This is a genomic window from Candidatus Accumulibacter contiguus, assembly GCF_036625285.1.
GTDB classification, from domain to species: domain Bacteria; phylum Pseudomonadota; class Gammaproteobacteria; order Burkholderiales; family Rhodocyclaceae; genus Accumulibacter; species Accumulibacter contiguus.
Genome location: NZ_JAZKUC010000001.1, coordinates 1,751,131 through 1,769,609 on the forward strand (window position 1 = coordinate 1,751,131; position 18,479 = coordinate 1,769,609).

At 63.8% G+C, this 18,479-nt stretch carries 17 protein-coding genes and 1 pseudogene; 14 read left to right on the forward strand and 4 right to left on the reverse strand.

Annotation, left to right across the window (positions count from 1 at the left end):
* The first annotated feature begins 16 nt into the window (after positions 1-16).
* The 7 genes from V5B59_RS08555 to V5B59_RS08585 all read left to right on the forward strand — a co-directional run bounded on the left by V5B59_RS08555 (position 17) and on the right by V5B59_RS08585 (position 5,234).
* Entirely contained in the window at positions 17-232 is a 216-nt protein-coding gene (locus V5B59_RS08555; RefSeq protein WP_169071047.1) for a TOBE domain-containing protein, read from the forward strand.
* A gap of 56 nt (positions 233-288) precedes the next feature.
* Positions 289-1,077 (forward strand): aliphatic sulfonate ABC transporter permease SsuC, encoded by a 789-nt coding sequence (gene ssuC, locus V5B59_RS08560; protein ID WP_169071048.1) that lies wholly within the window; start codon positions 289-291, stop codon positions 1,075-1,077.
* A gap of 14 nt (positions 1,078-1,091) precedes the next feature.
* The gene (locus V5B59_RS08565) at positions 1,092-2,075 is read left to right on the forward strand and encodes an ATP-binding cassette domain-containing protein (protein ID WP_248594946.1); all 984 of its coding nucleotides are present in this window, start codon (positions 1,092-1,094) and stop codon (positions 2,073-2,075) included.
* Between the two features lie 118 nt (positions 2,076-2,193).
* Positions 2,194-3,027 carry an ABC transporter substrate-binding protein gene (locus V5B59_RS08570; RefSeq protein ID WP_169071049.1) on the forward strand — a complete coding sequence of 278 codons (834 nt, stop codon included), beginning with the start codon at positions 2,194-2,196 and terminating at the stop codon, positions 3,025-3,027.
* A gap of 73 nt (positions 3,028-3,100) precedes the next feature.
* Entirely contained in the window at positions 3,101-3,799 is a 699-nt protein-coding gene (locus V5B59_RS08575) for an amino acid ABC transporter permease (protein ID WP_248594947.1), read from the forward strand.
* The gene (locus V5B59_RS08580) at positions 3,796-4,494 is read left to right on the forward strand and encodes an amino acid ABC transporter permease (RefSeq protein WP_308240147.1); all 699 of its coding nucleotides are present in this window, start codon (positions 3,796-3,798) and stop codon (positions 4,492-4,494) included. Before V5B59_RS08575 ends, V5B59_RS08580 begins: the two co-directional genes overlap by 4 nt.
* Positions 4,491-5,234: an amino acid ABC transporter ATP-binding protein gene (locus V5B59_RS08585; RefSeq protein ID WP_169071051.1), complete on the forward strand. Its 744-nt coding sequence runs from the start codon at positions 4,491-4,493 to the stop codon at positions 5,232-5,234. Before V5B59_RS08580 ends, V5B59_RS08585 begins: the two co-directional genes overlap by 4 nt.
* A 32-nt stretch (positions 5,235-5,266) precedes the next feature.
* Here V5B59_RS08585 and V5B59_RS08590 read toward each other — a convergent pair whose 3' ends face one another.
* Entirely contained in the window at positions 5,267-5,755 is a 489-nt protein-coding gene (locus tag V5B59_RS08590) for a rhodanese-like domain-containing protein (RefSeq protein ID WP_308240148.1), read from the reverse strand.
* 270 nt (positions 5,756-6,025) lie between these two features.
* Between V5B59_RS08590 and V5B59_RS08595 the strand changes: the two genes are divergently transcribed.
* Positions 6,026-8,806 (forward strand): ATP-binding protein, encoded by a 2,781-nt coding sequence (locus V5B59_RS08595; protein ID WP_332351803.1) that lies wholly within the window; start codon positions 6,026-6,028, stop codon positions 8,804-8,806.
* Positions 8,807-9,227: 421 nt separating this feature from the next.
* Here V5B59_RS08595 and V5B59_RS08600 read toward each other — a convergent pair whose 3' ends face one another.
* Entirely contained in the window at positions 9,228-9,983 is a 756-nt protein-coding gene (locus V5B59_RS08600) for a transposase (RefSeq protein WP_169071053.1), read from the reverse strand.
* Positions 9,895-10,563, reverse strand: coding sequence for a transposase (locus tag V5B59_RS08605; protein WP_308240151.1), 669 nt, complete (start codon positions 10,561-10,563; stop codon positions 9,895-9,897). The genes V5B59_RS08600 and V5B59_RS08605 overlap by 89 nt, the downstream gene beginning before the upstream one ends.
* Between V5B59_RS08605 and V5B59_RS08610 the strand changes: the two genes are divergently transcribed.
* Positions 10,516-10,764 carry a hypothetical protein gene (locus V5B59_RS08610; RefSeq protein WP_169071055.1) on the forward strand — a complete coding sequence of 83 codons (249 nt, stop codon included), beginning with the start codon at positions 10,516-10,518 and terminating at the stop codon, positions 10,762-10,764. The two genes, V5B59_RS08605 and V5B59_RS08610, sit on opposite strands and share 48 nt — an antisense overlap.
* A gap of 495 nt (positions 10,765-11,259) precedes the next feature.
* Here the strand turns inward: V5B59_RS08610 and V5B59_RS08615 are convergent.
* A pseudogene (locus V5B59_RS08615) lies at positions 11,260-11,430 on the reverse strand (rhodanese-related sulfurtransferase); the annotation flags it as partial.
* Positions 11,431-11,598: 168 nt separating this feature from the next.
* On the opposite strand from V5B59_RS08615, the gene V5B59_RS08620 reads away from it, so the two are divergent.
* From V5B59_RS08620 to cysI, 5 genes are all read left to right on the forward strand, one after another.
* Complete coding sequence (locus V5B59_RS08620) at positions 11,599-12,633, forward strand: sulfate ABC transporter substrate-binding protein (RefSeq protein WP_169071056.1); 1,035 nt, start codon at positions 11,599-11,601, stop codon at positions 12,631-12,633.
* A 38-nt stretch (positions 12,634-12,671) separates the two neighbouring features.
* Complete coding sequence (locus V5B59_RS08625; protein WP_169071057.1) at positions 12,672-14,483, forward strand: SulP family inorganic anion transporter; 1,812 nt, start codon at positions 12,672-12,674, stop codon at positions 14,481-14,483.
* 29 nt (positions 14,484-14,512) lie between these two features.
* Positions 14,513-14,698, forward strand: a complete 186-nt coding sequence (locus V5B59_RS08630) for a SpoVR family protein (RefSeq protein ID WP_169071037.1) — start codon at positions 14,513-14,515, stop codon at positions 14,696-14,698.
* Positions 14,699-14,891: 193 nt separating this feature from the next.
* Positions 14,892-16,679 (forward strand): assimilatory sulfite reductase (NADPH) flavoprotein subunit, encoded by a 1,788-nt coding sequence (locus tag V5B59_RS08635; RefSeq protein WP_169071058.1) that lies wholly within the window; start codon positions 14,892-14,894, stop codon positions 16,677-16,679.
* Positions 16,680-16,700: 21 nt separating this feature from the next.
* Entirely contained in the window at positions 16,701-18,392 is a 1,692-nt protein-coding gene (gene cysI / locus V5B59_RS08640; RefSeq protein WP_248594949.1) for an assimilatory sulfite reductase (NADPH) hemoprotein subunit, read from the forward strand.
* Positions 18,393-18,479 lie beyond the last annotated feature (87 nt).

Genomic DNA, 18,479 nt, shown 5'->3' on the forward strand with positions numbered 1-18,479 from the left:
CCCAACGGAGAACGTCGTGCCCATCCAGTCAATCAACGCCAGAAATCAGTTCCGCGGACGCATCAAGGAAATCATCGACGGCCCCGTCGTTTCCGAAGTGGACGTCGAGACACCGCATGGCATCGTCACGTCCGTGATCACCACTCGCTCGGTCAAGGATCTGCAACTGCGGGTGGGCACCGAGGTCCTGGCTCTGGTCAAGGCAACCGAAGTTTCGATCGCCAAGCTTTGACACGAATGTCGGGTTTCTGCCGGTCAAGTTTCCGGTGATTCCCGCAGGAGAACCGCATGACATCACCAATCGACGCCCTCAGGAATGGCGCCAAGGGGCTGTTGCCGTGGCTGGTGCCCATCGCCATTCTGGTCGTCTGGGAACTTTCCGCGCTCTTCGGCTGGCTGTCGACTCGCATACTGCCGGAACCGCTGGCTGTACTGAAGGCAGGCTGGACGCTGGCCCTTTCCGGCGAACTCTGGACCCACATCAGGGTCAGCGCCGGTCGGGCTCTGGCGGGCTTTGCCATCGGCGGTGGGCTGGGGCTCGTCCTCGGCCTGCTGACCGGATCTTTCCGCAAGGTGGAAATCGCTCTCGACACGACCTTGCAGATGATTCGCAACATCCCGCCGCTGGCACTGATTCCGCTGGTCATCCTGTGGTTCGGTATCGACGAGGTGGCCAAGCTCTTCCTGATTTCCTTCGGCGTGTTTTTTGCGGTGTACATCAACACGTTTCACGGCATCCGTTCGGTCGATCCCGCGCTGATCGAAATGGGCCGCAGCTATGGTCTCTCCGGCTGGCCGCTGTATCGTGAAGTGATCCTGCCCGGTGCCCTGGCGTCGATCCTGGTCGGCGTTCGCTATGCACTGGGCTTCATGTGGGTCATTCTCATCGTCGCCGAGACCATTTCCGCACAGGCCGGCATCGGCTACATGACCATGAATGCCCGCGAGTTCCTGCAGACCGACGTCGTTCTGCTTGGCATCCTGCTCTACGCACTGCTCGGCAAGCTTGCCGATGTCGCTGCCCGCTTGCTGGAGCGCCGCTGGCTCAGATGGAACGGCGCCTACAGCGCAGCCTGATGGAGGGAACGAGCATGCAAATCGATAATCCCGAACTGGCGCAAGTCGGGGCTGTCCGGGATGGTAGCGGCGGCCTTGACGTAGAGATCCGCGGACTGGTCAAATATTTTGGCGAGAGACAGGTACTGCACGGCCTCGACCTGAGCATTCCGGCCGGCGAGTTCGTCGCCATCGTCGGCCGCAGCGGCTGTGGCAAGAGCACGCTGCTGCGCCAGTTGGCCGGACTCGACTCGCTTTCCGGTGGTGCCATCGGCTTCGACGGCAAGGCGCGCGAGACCTTTGGTGACCAGGTGCGGATCATGTACCAGGAAGCTCGCCTGCTGCCCTGGCGGACGGTGATTCAGAACGTCGCCCTGGGTCTGCCCGGCAGCCGTGCGCAAGTACGTGCCCAGGCCGAGGAAGCACTGGCGCAAGTGGGCCTGGCGGACCGCGCCGACGAATGGCCGAGCCGTCTCTCGGGCGGCCAGCGGCAGCGCGTCGCCCTGGCGCGGGCGCTCATTCATCGCCCTCGCCTACTGCTGCTCGATGAACCCCTGGGTGCCCTCGACGCCCTGACCCGTATCGAGATGCAGCGCCTCATCGAGCAGATCTGGCACCAGCACGCCTTCACGGCACTGCTGGTGACACACGACGTCGCCGAGGCCGTGGCGCTGGCTGATCGCATCCTGCTCATCGAGGAAGGGCGTATCACCTTCGACGAGCCCGTTGATCTGCCGCGGCCGCGGGAGCACGGCGAAGCACGCTTCGCGGCGCTGGAAAGCCGCGTCCTCAAGCGCCTGATGACCGTGGATGCGCTCAACCCCCGCAATCAGTTGCGCGGGCGAGTGACCGAGATCGTCATCGGCAAGGTGCTTTCGGAGGTGCTGGTCATGACGCCTGCGGGTGTGCTCAGTGCGGCGGTGCCCACCAGCACCCTGAGCGAATTTCCCCTGGAACTCGGTGCCGACGTGCTGGCTGTTTTCAAGTCCAATCAAGTGGTTCTCGCCACCAGCGATTGAGTGTTCTGTTTTTTTGCAGATCGATATCAGGTCGGCGCTGATTTGTATCTGCCGATAACTTCGTTCTGTCCTTGTCCGATGCCCAGTACATTGAAAATCTGACTACTGGAGAACAATCATGAACCTGCGCAATCATCTGCTGGTTGGCCTGCTCGCACTTGTGACACTCGTTGGCGGCACTGCCTACGCCGACCAACTGGCCGACATAAAGAAGAAGGGCGAAATCGTCGTCGGCGTTCTCGGCACCGACGAACCAAACAGCTTTGTCGATCCGAAGACCCGCGAGATCGTCGGTTACGACGTTGATCTGGCCAAGGCGATCGCCAGGAAGCTGGGCATCAAGCTGACGCTCAAGCAACTCGCGGTCGCCGCTCGCATCCCCGAACTGGAACAGGGCCGCGTTGATCTGCTTGCCGCGTCGCTGACCCACAACAAAGAACGTGAAGCCAAGGTTGACTTCTCGCTGACCACCTTCGTCACTGGCCAGAAGGTCATCGTACGCAAGGACAGCAACGTTACGGCCGTGCCGCAACTGGCTGGAAAGAAGGTCCTGACGGTGAAAGGCGGGACGCAGGAGCCGAATTTGCGCAAGGCCGTGCCGACGGCGGAAGTGGTGACCTTCGAGACCACCGGCCAGGCCTTTGTCGCTCTGCAGCAGGGCAAGGGGGTCGGTTACGTCAACGATGAGGTGTCGATCCTGGCCGATTACGCCAAGCTTGGTCCCGCCCAGAAGGACTTCGTGATTCTTCCCGAGAATCTCAGCATCGAACCGTTGGCGCTCGGTATCAGGAAAGGCGAGCCCGCCTTGAAAAAGGTCGTCGACGACACTCTGCGCGAACTCGAGAAATCGGGCGAAGCCGAGAAGCTGTTCTTCAAGTGGTATGGGAATGATTCGAAGATCAAGTTCCAGGCACGCCCCTTCAAGATCGAGAGCGACAAGGTCGATAGCTGAGACGCTTGACCTCCCGGCCCCATCGCCCGTCTGCGGGCGATGGGGATGCCGTTCAACGTCTCTCTGCGCTCACATGACCCCGCTCTTCGATCTCGACCTTCTGCTGACCGGCACCTATCACGACTGGCTGGTGGCGGGCCTGATCACCTCCCTCAGTCTGACCGGAATCAGTCTTGCTCTGGCGCTGCCGCTGGCCATCCTCATCGCGCTGATTCGCCTCTCGCCGGTGAAGGTGCTGCAATGGTCCGGCTTCGCTTTCGTCGAAGCGATCCGCAACGTACCCTTGCTGGCACACATGCTGTTCTGGTACTTCGGCGCCCCCGAACTCCTGCCGACAGCCCTGCGCGAATGGCTCTACGCGCGCAACATCGAGGCCACCAGCGCCATCATCGCGTTGACGCTCTACACCGCCGCCTACATGTCGGAGGATGTCCGCAGCGGCATCCGCTCGATTCCCGGCCAGCAGTTCGAGGCGGCGCGTGCGCTCGGCTTCAGCTTCGTCGCCAGCATGCGACTGGTGGTGCTGCCGCAGGCACTGCGCGTCACGATTCCGCCGCTGATCTCGCAGACGCTCAACCTCTGGAAGGACACCAGCATCGCTACCGTCATCGGTGTCGCCGAGCTGATGTATCAGGCAGCCAAGGTGGAAAGCGCCAGTTTCCGCAGCTTCGAGGCCTTCGCCTTCGCCTCGGCCTGCTATCTCGGCATGTCTCTCCTGATCACCGGCGCGGCAGGCTGGTATCAGGGCCGCTTCCCGGTGCGAGCGGCGTGATCGACCTGATCGACACCTACTGGCTGTATTTCCTGGTTGGCCAGTATCCGCATGGACCGCTGGGCGGCTTGGCGCTGACGCTGATCCTCGCCGTGCTCGGTTTGCTCTTCGCCTTTCCTCTCGGCCTGGTCTTCGGTATCGCCCGCGTCAGTCCCTGGCGATGCGTACGCTGGCCGGTGAGCGCGCTGATCCAGGTCGTGCGCGGCACACCGCTGCTGATGGTGATCTTCTGGGCCTATTTCTTCCTGCCCAGCCTGACCGGGCAAAACACCGACCAGTTCTGGACCATGCTGACCGCCCTGGTGGTCTTCGACGCCGCCTACCTGGCCGAGATCATCCGTGCCGGCATCCAGGGCATCGGCAAGGGTCAGACGGAAAGCGCACGCTCGCTCGGCTTCAGCTATCTGGACGCGATGCGGCTGGTGATCCTGCCGCAAGTGGTACGCAACATGCTGCCCTCACTGGTCAACCAGTTCGTTGCAACCATCAAGGAAACCTCGCTCGGCTACATCATCGGCTTGACCGAAGTCTCGTTCATCGCCACCCAGATCAACACCCAGGTGCTCACCAAGCCGGCCGAAGTGTATCTGTTGCTCGGCCTGACCTATTTCATTCTCTGCTTCGGCCTCTCTCGCTTCGCATTCTGGCTGGAGCGCCATCACCAACAACGCACGCTGGCGAAGGCCCACGCATGATCAAGATCGAACGAGTCAACAAGTGGTACGGCAGCTACCACGCCCTGGTGGACATCACTGAGGACGTGGCCAAGGGCGAGGTAGTCGTCGTTTGCGGCCCATCGGGATCGGGGAAGTCGACGTTGATCCGCACGCTCAACCGCTTGGAGCCGATCCAGTCCGGACGCATCGTCGTTGACGGCGTGGATGCCTACGGTCGGCACGTCAAACTCAATGCCTTCCGTTCGCGCATTGGCTTCGTCTTCCAGCAGTTCAATCTGTTCCCGCATATCAGCGTGCTCGAAAACTGCACGCTGGCGCCGACCCGCCTGCGCGGACTCAAACCATCCGAAGCCCGCGACGAGGCGCTGACGCTGCTCGATCGCGTCGGCCTGGCCGCCAAGGCGCGCGCTTATCCGGGCGAGCTCTCGGGTGGGCAGCAACAACGGGTGGCGATTGCCCGCGCGCTGGCGATGCGGCCGCCGCTGATGCTCTTCGACGAACCGACCAGCGCGCTTGACCCCGAGATGGTCGGCGAGGTCCTTCTGGTCATGCGCGACCTCGCCCGTGACGGCATGACCATGGTGTGCGTGACGCACGAGATGGGTTTCGCACGCGACGTCGCCGACCGGGTGCTGTTCATGGACCAGGGCAAGGTTCTCGAACGCGCGGTGCCGAGCGAATTCTTCGCCCGGCCCGAGCATCCGCGGCTGCGCCAGTTCCTTTCGGACATCCGCACGCCGTTCCTGCAAGCGGCGTGAGCGCAGCGCCGGCGCGGGGTGATTGGCCGGCGCTATTGCACCGCTTCGAGCGGAAAATCGGCACCCTTCCATGCGAACAGACCGCCAGGGAAACGATAGACCTGCGTATAGCCGAGCTTGCGCGCCCACGCTGCACCGTTATCGCTGCGCGTGCATTTGACAAAGCCACAGTAGAACACCACCGGCTTGTCTTTGTCCTCGCCCAGCAAGGCGGTGAAGTCAGCCTCGGTCTTGCCATCGGTTTCCTTCGCATCCCAGGAACTCATGCGTGGCACCGGGAAGAGAAAATTCTTCGCGCCCGGAATGTGTTCCTTCCTGTAGCTGGCGTCGTAGGGCATGGTATCCACCAGCACCATCGGCTTGCCCTCGTCGATCATCTTTTTCAGCTCGGCCGCGGTCAGCAGTCGGTAGCCGCCAGCCTGGGTATCGCGGCTCAGTCTTACGGCTTCGGCTTCCTTGGCGGTTTCGGCTTCGAATCTGCTCTCTCTTGCCCCGGTTAGCCAGGCAGCGCTAGACTGCACGCAGCAGGCCGAATTCCCAATGGAGCCATTGTCGACAATGATCGGGTTCAAATGCCGGTGCCGAGCCAATCGACAGAGAACCAGCCAACAAACGCGAACGCTGGCATCGACGCTGACTGCGCCCTGGGTGTGGCGGCCGCGTCCGATCCATGGTGACTTTGCCGATCGGGAAGCGCTACCTGCGTCAATTGCGCGACCGGCCACGCGGGCACCACTTCCTTGGCCGGCGCTCGATCGTCCTATGCCATATCGAACCCGCCTGACATCGCAATGATCGAAGGCCCCGACCTCGGTCGCTCCACGGGAGAACCCCATCCGCTACGAGTGCGCTTCGACCGATTCGAGCTCGACGAGGCGAACGCGCGCTTGCTGCGCGACGGAACGGCTGTCGCGCTCGCGCCGAGGCCATTCGCCGTCCTGTGCGCGCTCGTGCGGCACGCCGGGTCCCTGCTCACCACGAATGCTTTGCTCGATGAGGTTTGGGGCCACCAGTTCGTGACCGACTCGGTGTTGAGAACCGCCATCAGCGAGCTCCGGACGGTGCTCGACGACGATGCCCGCAAACCGCGTTACATCGAAACGGTGTCGCGGCGCGGGTATCGCTTCTTTGCCGCTCCCAGTGCGCTCCCCGCTGCGCCAAGCGTCCAGCCAAGCGTTTCGGGACTCGCCGCCGTGCAGGTGCCCTACTTCATCGGTCGCGCCGAACCACTATCACGACTGCACCGCGCCTGGGACATGGCGTGCAGCGGCAAGCGCGCGGTGGTCTGGATTGCCGGCGAGCCGGGTATCGGCAAGACGACGCTGATCGAACAGTTCATTGCCAGCCTCGGCCACGTCGCGTGCGCGCGCGGCCAGTGCGTCGAGCACTACGGCACGGCTGAGTCCTACCTTCCTGTTCTGGAAGCGCTGGATGAGTTGTGCCGCAGCGACAGCGAGGTCCCGTCCTTGCTGCGCGCCGTGGCGCCGACCTGGCTGTTGCAGTTGCCGTGGCTCGGCACGACGGAGGAGCGAGAAGCGCTACGAGGAGAACTCGCCGGCGTCAGCCCGGATCGCATGCTGCGCGAGATGGGCCAGGTCCTCTATCGCTACACCGAGCGTCGCCCGCTGTTGCTGGTGACCGAGGACCTGCATTGGAGCGACCGCGCGACGATCCGGCTGATCGACTACATCGCGCGGCGCCGTGGCGGCGCGCGGCTCATGTGGCTGGCAAGCTTTCGTCTGGCCGAGGTCGTGGCCCTCGATCATCCGCTCAACCCGTTGCGGCACGAGCTGCGCCTGCACGACCTGTGCGAGGAGATCGTGCTCGATCCGTTCTCCGAAAGCGAGGTCGCCGACTACGTGGCGAAACGATCACCAGCGATCGCCACCAATGAAGCGTTCGTGCGCGCCTTGCACGAACGCACCGACGGCGTACCGCTGTTCGTCGCGTCGGTGATGACGGAGGCGATCACGCGCGCCGCGCCAGCCGGTGGCGACGCGGCAGCCCGGTCGTCGCAGCTCGCGACAATCGCGGTTCCGGAGAATCTCGCGGCCATCATCGATCATTACATCGCGAAGCTCACCAGCGATCAGCGCCTGGTGCTCTCGGTCGCCGCAGTTTGCGGCATCCAGTTCTGCATCAATACGATCTCGGGAGCGCTCGAGAGAGACGCCGCATGGGTCGGCCAGACATGTGACGATCTCTCGCGCGAGCAGTTGTGGCTCGTCGCCCCGCGTCCCCAGGGAGGCAACAATGCAGCAGAGTTGCCGTATTCGTTCCGACATGCGCTCTTTCGCCAGGTGCTCTACGAGCACACCAACCTGTCGGTTCGGTCGCAGCTCCACCGCAAAGTCGGCACCACGCTCGAACGCGAGCGTGCGCCCGGCGCATCGGTCGCCGCGGCGGAACTCGCCATGCACTTCGAGCTTGGCCGGGAGCCGATGGCCGCGCTGCGCCACTACGTTGCGGCTGCCGAAGCGGCGCTCGCGCGCCTGAGTCCGTGCGAGTGCATGAACCTCACCGAGCATGCGTTGACCCTTCTTGGCCAGGCGCCGGAGGGCACCCAACGCAACGCGCTGGAGATCGCGCTGGCCACGCTTCATGGAGTAGCGGCCACCCACGTACATGGCATCAGTCATCCCGAAGCGAAAAACGCGTTCCAGCGTGCGTACGCGCTTCTCGCCGACATCCCCGATCATTCGATGCGCGGACGGCTGCTGCACGGGTTCGCGTTCGTTCTCAGCCTGCGGGCGGACTATGCCGAGGCGCTGGCGGTGGCGGAACGAGCCGAGGCGCTCTCGTCTGCACCCAACGATCCGGTGCTTGTGCTCGTCACGTGTATCGTGCACGGATACGTGGCTCAGCTTCAGGGTCGACTGCGCGCGGCTGGCACATGGATCGAGCGCGGGCTCGCGGCCGCGGAGCTTCTCGAACTGGCGCCGGTCGAAATCTTCGTGGCCGATCCACAAGTCACGCTGCTGGGGCTGCACGGCATCCACCTTCTTCATTCCGGGTTCGTCGAGCAGGGGCGCGCGCGGCTGGAGCGGGCGCACGCACGCGCTCGCCTGCTGGGATGGCCGAACACGCGGCTGGCGGCCTTTTGGTACGAGGCGCTGTTCGAGGCCCGACTCGGCAACGCGGAACGTGTCGCGGCTCTGGCCGACGAAATGCGGGCACTTGTCGACAAATCCGGGGTCGCGCAAGGTCGGACGGCGTGCCGGTGGTTTCGCGGCTGGGCGGATGCCCGGATGGGACGACCGCGCGACGCTATCGCCGCATTCGAGAGGCGTACGAAGACAATACGCGGCTCGGGATGCTGGCGGGAGGAAGTGAGGTCCTGGGGTATGCCACGGAGGCCCTGCTGCTTGATGGCGACTGGGATGGCGCGCAACACGAACTCGAGGATGCGCTGCAAGTGGCAAACGTGCTCGGGGAGCGCGTGTATCTGCCGCAGTTGTTCGCGATGCAGGCTGCCATCGCGCTCGCGCGTGGCGACCGCGCAGCCGCCGACGCCGCGATTCGACGGGCGATGGCAGAGGCCAGAGCCCAGGAGGCTCCGTGGCTGGAGCTGATGGCGCTGATCGAACTGTGCGACGGCCACAGGGCAACGGCCAAAGACCGACGCGCGCTTGCCGCGCTCGTCGACAAACTACCCGAAGCGCACGACACAGCCGCTGTCGCGAGAGCGCGAGCGCTGCTCGACAAAACGAAGTCTGGGTAGACCACGCCGCTCCCGTTTCTGGCGCTGCTGGCGTGTCGATGCGACGCCGCACTGCCGAAGGATAGGAAATCCAACGGTACCAAAAAGAGCATATGAGCCTCCATCAAGGGGCGTCAATCTCGAATTTGGCTCCGGTGGCCCATGGCCCCTGAAAAGTTCCCCGAATCCCGCCTCGCCCAGCGCGTGTGGTCATCCGCCGGGCCGGGGACCAGCCAGGCGGATGACCACAGGCACGAGTCGTCCCACGACGGGCGATGGCAGTTCGTCATGCTTCAGTCTGGACCTTTGCGCATGGGGACTTCCAACCCGCACCTACCAGACCAGGCAATGCGCTGGTCGAATTCGTACTCAGACGCCGATTGAGCCTGTGGGTCGTCCTCGCCCAGGGTGGCGTCCGGCATCTCCCAGAGCGGCGGCGCACGGGCGGGCATCAGGCGAGGCGGCGAGGTCGGCTCGCCCAGAGGAGTCAGGATGTCGCGCACGGCACCCGCATCGATGATGAAGGCGATGATGCGCATCTCGCCGCCGCAGCGTGGGCAGACGAGCGGAAAGACCTCATAGATCCGCGCGAGCAGCAGCGCCCAAGCGTAACGAGCGGCGCGACGGTGAATCGCTTCCTCTGCCCCCTCTGCTTCCTCCTTGCTGTCGGAGGACACGCTTGCGGCGGTGATTTGCGCCGCGGCCGCCGCGATTGGCTCGGTCTCAGTCGCTGTGGCAAGCGGCGCGGTCAGACGCTCCGGCAGGCCGGCGAGCGCGGTCACCTGTGCGCGTAGCGGCGCGTTGGCTGCCAGCACCCCGTAGTAACGATGGCGATGTCGGCGCGGCGGCGGAATCAGCACCGCCAGACGCTCGATCCGTTCGAGTGGTGTGAGCATCAGGCTGACGCTGCCGCCGGGACCCGGCTTGACGCTCTCATAGACCAGGTGTTCTGCGTCGATTTCACGCAAACGCTCCAGCGCAAAGGCGGGCCGAGCGCAGTAGCGCAGCAGCCGTTCCAGGCCCTGGCGGTCGGCCCCTTCGATGCGCACGCTGGCGTCGAGTGAGAAGCCCCCACCGTGCTCCCAGCTCGGCATCTTCCGGCTCAAGTACACCGCGCCGGGTCAGCGCGCGCAGTAGACGGCGGCGGACCTTGGCCTGAACTTCGTCGAGCAACTTCTGGTCAGGGGCACGGCTTTCATGAAACGTCGCTGCTCCCGAAGCGTCCGCCTCGAAGACACCCTCGATGACGATGCAGTGGAAATGCACATGCGAATTGAGCAGCGCGCCAAAGCGGTGGATGAAGGCCACCGCGCCGATCCGGGAATCCGAACCCCCAGCCGGGCAGGCGCGGCGCAAGGCTTGTTCCACGACGCTCAGGAAAATGCGCAGCGCCAGCGTCTCGATCGCCGGATCGTGTTCGAGGTGATAACGCAGCCGCTTGGGAACCGACAGCACCCACTGACGGACCGGCAGGCGCGGCAAAATGGGGTCGGCCAGATGGGCGGCGGTTTCGACCATTCGCCGGGTGTTACCAGCGGGACAGACGCCGCGACCTTTGCACGGCCAGGCGATGAGAAAATCGTGACCGCACTCGGCGCATCGGGCGCGCGCAAAACCATTGGCGAGAATGCCGCATTCGAGATAGCGGCGGAACTGGCGTCAGGCGGTCATCGGGCGCGCGCGTGGCGACCGGGCAGCCGCCGACGCCGCGATTCGACGCGCGATCGCGGAGGCCAGAGCGCGGAGGCGCCGTGGCTGGAGTTGATGGCGCTGATCGAACTGTGCGACCGCCACAGTGCAACGGCCGAAGACCGACGCGCGCTTGCCTAGCTCGTCGATCAGCTTCCCGAAGCGCTCGACACACCTGCGGCCGCGAGGGCGCGAGCACTGCTCGACAAAGCGAAGTCTGGGTAGACCACGCCGCTCCCGCTTCTGGCGCTGCTGGCGTGTCAGGATGCGACGCCGCACTGCCGATTGGGAGAGCCTGGCTCGGCGGCTATCCAGGCAGCGAAGCCGGGCTATCCAAACGGTCATGACCTTCATGATCGGGGGTGTATTGCAAAGTCATGATCGTTTCCCCTCACCCCCGACCCCTTGAAGGCCATGAAAATTCTCCGATCAGGTGCCGCCATTGGGCGCCGCGCCACCGTCTGACGACAACGAACGCGCGCGCTACGATACGCTGCCCACTTCACTTCCTGCGCAATTGGTGACAACCAGTTTGTGGCATCTGGAGCGGTTGATGCTAGCCATCCGCCGGAACCGCGCCAACGATGTTTTCCTGCTTTGTTTATTCAAGAAGCGGTGTCTTGAGACAGCCGGCGCTTATTTGTTTACAAACTCCCAGTCGAGATAGGCCTGCATGGCCTCCCGTGGATTGTTGGTTCCTTCGTACGGACGGCGGTAGCGGTCGATCGATTGTGACGCCAGCCGGCCCGGCCCCGTTTCCTGCGCAAAGCCGGCGTTGACCCACGCCCGCGTGCCGCCAGCGAGCACTGATACTCTTGACCAACCAGACGTTCCAGTTCGACGACGGGCCTTGCCGGCAGCGGCGGTTGCCATGCTCCATGTGTGCCCCATATTCTTAGAAGGAATAACTCGTTGCTGAGGCGAATCGGAGTGCTCAGAATTCCGCCAACAATTAGTTGAAGGACACACTGACCGATGGCAACTCGAAAACTCCCTTGGATCAACCTGGCTGCAGTCGCCGCCGCAGCGCTTGCGATCACCCTGATCGTCGTCAAGAATGTCGAGGGCAAGGCGCCAGCGAAATTGCTGAATGTCTCCTACGACCCGACGCGTGAGCTGTACCGGGACATCAACGCCGGCTTCACGGCGGGCTATGAGAAGGCGTCCGGGCGCGCCATCGAGGTTCTCCAGTCGCATGGGGGTTCGTCGCGCCAGGCCAGACTGGCAGTGGGCGGTGAACTCAAGCCTGACGTCGTCACCCTTGGTTTGCCGTCGGACGTCGACGTCTTGCGCAAGCATGGGCAGATCGCCGACGGCTGGGCGGCGCGGCTGCCGAACCAGTCGCGGCCCTATTACTCGACCATCGTCTTCGTCGTTCGCCAGGGCAATCCGCAAGGAATCCACGATTGGCCGGATCTCGTCAAACCCGGTGTCGAGGTGATCACACCGGACCCCAAAAGCTCGGGTAACGGCAAGCTTACAGCGCTGGCCGCCTGGGGCGCCATCGTCACGCGCGGCGGCAGCGAGGTCGCGGCACGAGCCTATCTCAAGACGCTCTACGAGCACACGCCTTTCCTCGTCCCCGCGGCGCGCGCCGCCGGCACGGCGTTCGCCGTCGAGAAAATCGGCGACGTGCATCTGGCCTGGGAAAACGAAGCCTTGCGCGAAGTGGCCGAGGCGCGTGGCCAGCTCGAAATCGTCTACCCGCCGGTGAGCATCCTGGCCGAGCCGTCGGTGGCCTGGGTCGATGCCAATGTCGCCAGCCACGGCAGCGCGGAGGCAGCCCGTGCCTACCTTGAATATCTGTTTACCGACGAGGGACAGGAGATCATCGCGCGCAACGGCTACCGCCCGTTCAAGCCGCAGATCCTGGCGAACCACGCCGACAAGTTGCCGCCGCTGAAGCTTTTTGCCGTGACGGCCATTGCGCGCGACTGGGACGATGCCCAGAGCAAGTTTTTTGCCGACAACGGCATCATCGACACGGTCTATAGGCCGAAGCCGCGCTGAGCCCTGCGAACAACTCTTTTTCCCGAAGAAGGACAGACATGACAGAAGCAGTGATTTCCGGCGCCGTGGGGAGACGTATCGGCGGCATCAACTGGTCGTACCCGTGGCAGAGCGCGCGTGCCGACTTCCTGGCCGGGGTCACCGTGGCGGCCATCTCGCTGCCGCAGAGTATTGCGTATGCGCTGCTCGCGGGGGTGGACCCGCGCTTCGGCCTCTACGCGGCAATCATCTTTACCGCGGTAGCCGGCATCCTCGGCTCGTCGCGGCATCTGGTCAACGGACCCACCGGAGCGGTGTCGCTGGTCGTTTTCAGTGCGCTGGCCTTCATCGACCCGGAGGCGCGGCTCGACGCTTACGAGGCGATGTTCCTGCTGGCAGTGCTGATCGGAATCATCCAGATCGCGATCGCCGTGCTCAAACTCGGCGACCTGACGCGCTACATTTCCGAATCGGTCGTCACCGGCTTCATCGTCGGTGCCGCTTCCCTGACCATCATCGGCCAGATCGCCAATGCGCTGGGCGTCAAGGCGCAGGGCACCGGTCACCAGCACGTGCTCTACCGCTTGTGGCTGACACTGACGCAGGACGCAGCGATCAATCCCAAGGCGCTGGCGATCAGCGTCGGTGCAATTGTGCTGGCGCTGCTGTCGCGCCGCGTCGTGCGCTACTTCAAGCTGCCTCAGCTCGACATGTTCTTCGTGCTCATCTTCCTCTCCGTCGCCGCCTGGGCGGCCGGCTGGTCGGAGCACGGCGGCGGTGTCAAACCGGCCGTGTCGCTGATCGAGGCGGTTCCGGCCAGCCTGCCGCAAGCCCACATTCCGGAAATCAAATGGCACTGGTTCGTTGATCTCTCCGGCAGTGCGTTTGCCATCGCCGTGCTCGGGCTGCTCGAAGCGCTGGCGATTGCCAAGGCGATCGCGCACAAGTCTGGTCAGCAACTCGACTACAATCGGCAAATCCTTGCCGAGGGCGTCGGCAACCTGGTCGGCGGTTTCTTCCGTGCGATGCCCGGTGCGGGTTCGCTGTCGCGCACGGCGATCAATTATCAGGCCGGTGCGGTGACACGCTTCTCCGGCGTGTTCACTGCTGCTGTGGTCGCGGTCGTGGTGCTGACCGCCGGCCCGCTCACCGCTTATGTTCCGAAGGCGGCGCTGGCGGGCCTGTTGATCGTTGCCGCGTCCCGACTGATAGACCCTGAACGTTTGCGCTACATCATTCGCGGCTCGCGCTATGACGCGGTGCTGCTGATCGCCACCGCGCTGGCTGCTGTGTTCATCGATATCGAGTTCGCGATCCTGATCGGCGTCACCTTGTCGGTGCTCTGGTACGTACCGCGGGCAGCGAAACTGAAGGCCACCGAGCTGGTCGTGACGCCCGAACGCGTGGTGCGCGAACGCCTGCCGGTCGACCCGCCAAGCCGCGAGGTGCTGATCATAGACCTCGAAGGCGAGCTCTTCTTCGGCGCGGCGCCCGACCTGGAACGGCACCTGACGGACGCCGCAAGACGGGCGCAGCAGCAGGATATCCGCCATTTGGTGCTGCGCGTCAAGCGCGTCCGCAATCCCGACGTGGTCGCAATCGAAGTGCTCGAAAAGTTCCTGCGCGACGCCGCCGCCGGCGGTCTGACCGTGCTGCTGGCAGGCGTGCGCGCCGACCTGCTGAGTGCTATCGAGCGTGTCGGTATCGGCCGCTATCTGCCTGCCGAACTGGTCTTTGCCGAAGAGGACGAGGAGTTTTCGGCCACCTTGAAAGCGGTCCGCAAGGCTTTCGCTCTGCGCGCGGGTGACGGCGACGCGGGCGGTTCAGCCGCCATTGCGGCACCCCAAGGTGGTGCCTACTATCTGGTGTGAGTCGAGATTCAGTTTCGGAGATCAGCTCGATGGCCGCACAGTCTGCTGACGACGCGTCCCGCCGTTGCTGGCAGTCGGATTTGGATTCCGTCTCCGCCATCCACGACGAGGCCGGCTATCGCGTTCTGCGTGAGGCGATGTCGCGCCAGTACGACCTGGGTTCGCGCGAACCCAATATCCAGGTGTGGAGCGTCAACCTGCGCGGCGACGGCTGATCACGCCGGGTGCTGCGCGACCGGGCGCCAATATAAGGACATGCAAATTCAATCTATTGCCGGGAATCGGACTCTTGCTATATTCGACGGACACTTCTGCGGATCACAAGGACGTTTTTTTGAATCTCCGAAACGAAGGATCGGCGACTCACCGCCACCGTTTGGCAACCCAACCCTCTAGCGACATCGGCCGATGCACCCACAGCATGATCCCTTGATCCCGCAACAATGGGCAGCCCTCCAGCAACTGACGGCCGGCATCACTGCCGAGCAGTTGCTGTGGATCAAAGGCTACCTCGCCGGATTCGGCGACGCCAGACGATCGCCGGGCGAAGCCCCGGCGACCCAGGTCAATGCGGTGCCGCCAGAAATCGCCATCCTTTACGGGTCGCAGACCGGGAACGCCGAGAAGCTCGCCCACGAGTTGCAGACGCGATTGTCGAGCAGCGGCGTTTCGGCACGGCTGGAGGCGATGAGCAGCTACAAGACTGCCCGACTGAAGCGCGATCGTTTTCTCCTCCTGATCGTCAGTACGCACGGTGAAGGCGATCCGCCCGATAACGCGCGGCCGTTTCACGAATTCCTGCACAGCAGGAAGGCCCCCGGACTGGAAGGGGTGCATTTTTCGGTCCTCGCGCTTGGGGATACCAGTTACGAATTCTTCTGCAAGACCGGCCGCGACTTCGATACGCGGCTGGCTGAATTAGGTGCCAGCCGCCTCCACGAACGGGTGGACTGCGACGTCGATTATGAAGAAAGCGCCGAGCGCTGGATCGAAGGCGTCGTTATGAGCTTGCGCCAGCGGTGCGCAACAGTGCTTGCATCGGCCGTGCCGGCACCACTCGAAACAGTATCTGCCTGGTCAAAGCGAAATCCCTTTCCGGCCAGTCTGGTCGAGAACCTCCGTCTGACCGGTCGAGGTTCAAGCAAGGACGTGCGACATATCGAGCTATCGCTGGAGGGCTCGGGCCTGCGCTTCGAACCGGGCGATTCGCTGGGCGTCGTCGTCAGCAACTGGCCGGAGAGGGTTGCCGATCTTCTCAGCCGACTGGGTCTGGACGCCTCGGCACCGCTGACGGGTCCGTCGGGGCGCGAATCCAGCCTGGAAAACGCCTTGCTCAACGACTACGAGATCACCACGATCACCAGGCCATTCCTAGAACGATACGCGGAGATCTCGGCGGCTGGCGAGCTCAGGGATCTGCTGAAAGAGGAGAACCGCACGGCCTTGCGGGATTTCGTCCATGGCCGAGAAATTCTCGATGTGGTGCAGCGCTATCCGGTGCCGGGGATCAGCGCCGCGCAGTTCGTCGGCATCCTGCGCCGGCTGCCGCCGCGCCTCTATTCAATCGCTTCGAGTTACCACGCGAGTCCCGACGAAGTGCATCTGACGGTCGCCGTCGTGCGCTACGAGAGCTACGGCCTGCCGCGACAGGGCGTGGCCTCCACCTTTCTCGCTGACCGCGTTCCGGAGGGTGGAACGGTCCCGGTCTACGTGGATAGCAACCCGAACTTTCGCCTGCCCGCTGACCCCGAGGCGGCGCTGATCATGATCGGCCCGGGTACTGGCGTGGCGCCTTTCCGGGCTTTCCTGGCCGAACGGGAAGCCGCCGGGGCAAAAGGAAAGAACTGGCTGTTCTTCGGCGACCGCAATTTCCACAGCGATTTCCTGTATCAGGTCGAGTGGCTGGACTATCGGCAGAAGGGGCTGTTGAACCGGATCGACGTCGCGTTTTCGCGTGACAGCGACCGCAAGGTGTACGTGCAGCACCGGATGCTCGACAGGAGCCGCGAACTGTATCGCTGGATCGAAGAAGGCGCCCATGTCTACGTCTGCGGAGACGCACAGCGGATGGCGCCGGATGTTCACCAGGCGCTGATCCAGATCGTCGAGAAGGAAGGCGGCCATCGTCGAGAGCGGGCCGAAGAGTATGTGAACGAACTTCTGGCTGCCAGGCGCTACCAGCGCGATGTGTATTGAGTCTTGACGAGGAAAGAAGCCTTGACCACCGAGAAACAGGTTCCACGCAGCGAAGAGGAAGCGATCAAGGAGCGGAGTGCCTACCTGCGGGGCCAGATCGTGGAGGCTCTGGCCGACGACGTCACAGGCTCCGTGCCGGCTCCGGATGGCATGCTGCTCAAGTTTCACGGCACCTATCAGCAAGACGACCGGGATGTTCGCAGCGAACGCCTGCGGCAGAAGCTCGAGCCGGCCTACAGCTTCATGATCCGTGTGCGCATGCCGGGCGGTGTCTGCACGCCCGCGCAGTGGCTGGCGCTCGACGAAGTGGCCCGCCAGCATGCGGACTACTCGTTGCGCCTCACGACGCGTCAGACCCTCCAGTATCACGGCGTTCTCAAGCGCAAACTGAAGGCGGCGATGGCCGGAATCAAGCACGCCCTGTTCGACTCGATCGCGGCCTGCGGCGATGTCAACCGCAACGTGGTGTGCCACAACAACCCCTGGCTGTCGCCGCTGCACGACGAGCTACATGCCTGGAGCCGTCGCCTGAGCGACGCGCTGCTACCGAAGATGCGGGCTTATCACGAGATCTGGCTGGACGGCGAAAAAGTGGCCGCAGAGCCTGAGGAAGAGCAGGAGCCCCTCTACGGCGCCACCTATCTGCCACGCAAGTTCAAGATCGGTCTTGCCCTGCCGCCGCACAACGACATCGATGTCTTCGCGCAGGATCTTGGCTTCATCGCCATCGTTGTAGACAAGAAGGTTGCCGGCTTCAACGTCTCCGTCGGGGGCGGCATGGGGACGACCCACAACGATCTGGCAACTTACCCCCGACTTGGCGACGTGATCGGCTTCGTCCTGCCCGAACAGCTTCTCGAAGTGGCCGAGAACGTGGTCAGGATCCAGCGGGACTTTGGCGACCGGAGCAACCGCAAACATGCACGCTTCAAGTACACACTTGATGATCGTGGCCTCGACTGGTTCAAGGCCGAACTGGAAGAGAGGCTGGGCTGGCGCCTGCAGGCGGCTCGACCCTTCCGCTTCGAGAGCACCGGCGACCCTTTGGGCTGGGTCCGGGACGGTCGCGGCCAGTGGCATCTGACGCTCGGCGTCTTGAGCGGGCGGCTCCGGGACACGCCGGAGACCGCCTGGCTCAGCGGCTTGCGTGCGATCGCCGCAGTGCACCAGGGCGACTTCCGGTTGACTGCGAACCAGAACCTGATCATCGCCAGGATCGATGAACAGCAGAAACCGACGATCGAGAAACTGCTTGACGAACATCGTTTCCCGGATGCCGGTCGCTGGGGCGGGCTGCGCCGGAACGCCCTGTCCTGCGTCGCCTTCCCGACCTGCGGCCTGGCGATGGCGGAAAGCGAGCGCTGGTTGCCGATTCTGCTCGCACGCCTGGAGCCGATCCTGAAGAAAGCCCGGTTGGAGAAGACCGCCATCACGCTGCGGGTGACCGGTTGCCCGAATGGCTGTGCGCGCCCCTTCCTCGGCGAAATCGGCCTGGTCGGCAAAGCGCCGGGCCGTTACAAGCTGTATCTGGGCGGTGGCTTTGCCGGTGGTCGGCTGAATCAGCTGTATCGCGACGGCGTCAGCGAAGATGAGATCATTGCGCTGCTCGGTCCGATCATCGAGCACTATGCGAAGGAACGTCAGCGCGGCGAACATTTCGGTGATTTCGTTCTTCGCGCCGGCTATCTTCCGGAAACGCATGCGGAGCCATAGGCGCCAACCGCGAAGCCACGTTCCGCAGACGCCCTGGTCGCCGCCGGCAAGCCTTGCGTGCGCCGGGTGCGAATGAAAGTGTTGGTC

Bases quoted from the DNA above. Each gene is read 5' to 3' on its own strand.
- ssuC (WP_169071048.1), top strand. From the start codon at position 289: ATGACATCACCAATCGACGCCCTCAGGAATGGCGCCAAGGGGCTGTTG.
- V5B59_RS08565 (WP_248594946.1), top strand. From the start codon at position 1,092: ATGCAAATCGATAATCCCGAACTGGCGCAAGTCGGGGCTGTCCGGGAT.
- V5B59_RS08570 (WP_169071049.1), top strand. From the start codon at position 2,194: ATGAACCTGCGCAATCATCTGCTGGTTGGCCTGCTCGCACTTGTGACA.
- V5B59_RS08575 (WP_248594947.1), top strand. From the start codon at position 3,101: ATGACCCCGCTCTTCGATCTCGACCTTCTGCTGACCGGCACCTATCAC.
- V5B59_RS08585 (WP_169071051.1), top strand. From the start codon at position 4,491: ATGATCAAGATCGAACGAGTCAACAAGTGGTACGGCAGCTACCACGCC.
- V5B59_RS08595 (WP_332351803.1), top strand. From the start codon at position 6,026: ATGATCGAAGGCCCCGACCTCGGTCGCTCCACGGGAGAACCCCATCCG.
- V5B59_RS08620 (WP_169071056.1), top strand. From the start codon at position 11,599: ATGGCAACTCGAAAACTCCCTTGGATCAACCTGGCTGCAGTCGCCGCC.
- V5B59_RS08625 (WP_169071057.1), top strand. From the start codon at position 12,672: ATGACAGAAGCAGTGATTTCCGGCGCCGTGGGGAGACGTATCGGCGGC.
- V5B59_RS08630 (WP_169071037.1), top strand. From the start codon at position 14,513: ATGGCCGCACAGTCTGCTGACGACGCGTCCCGCCGTTGCTGGCAGTCG.
- V5B59_RS08635 (WP_169071058.1), top strand. From the start codon at position 14,892: ATGCACCCACAGCATGATCCCTTGATCCCGCAACAATGGGCAGCCCTC.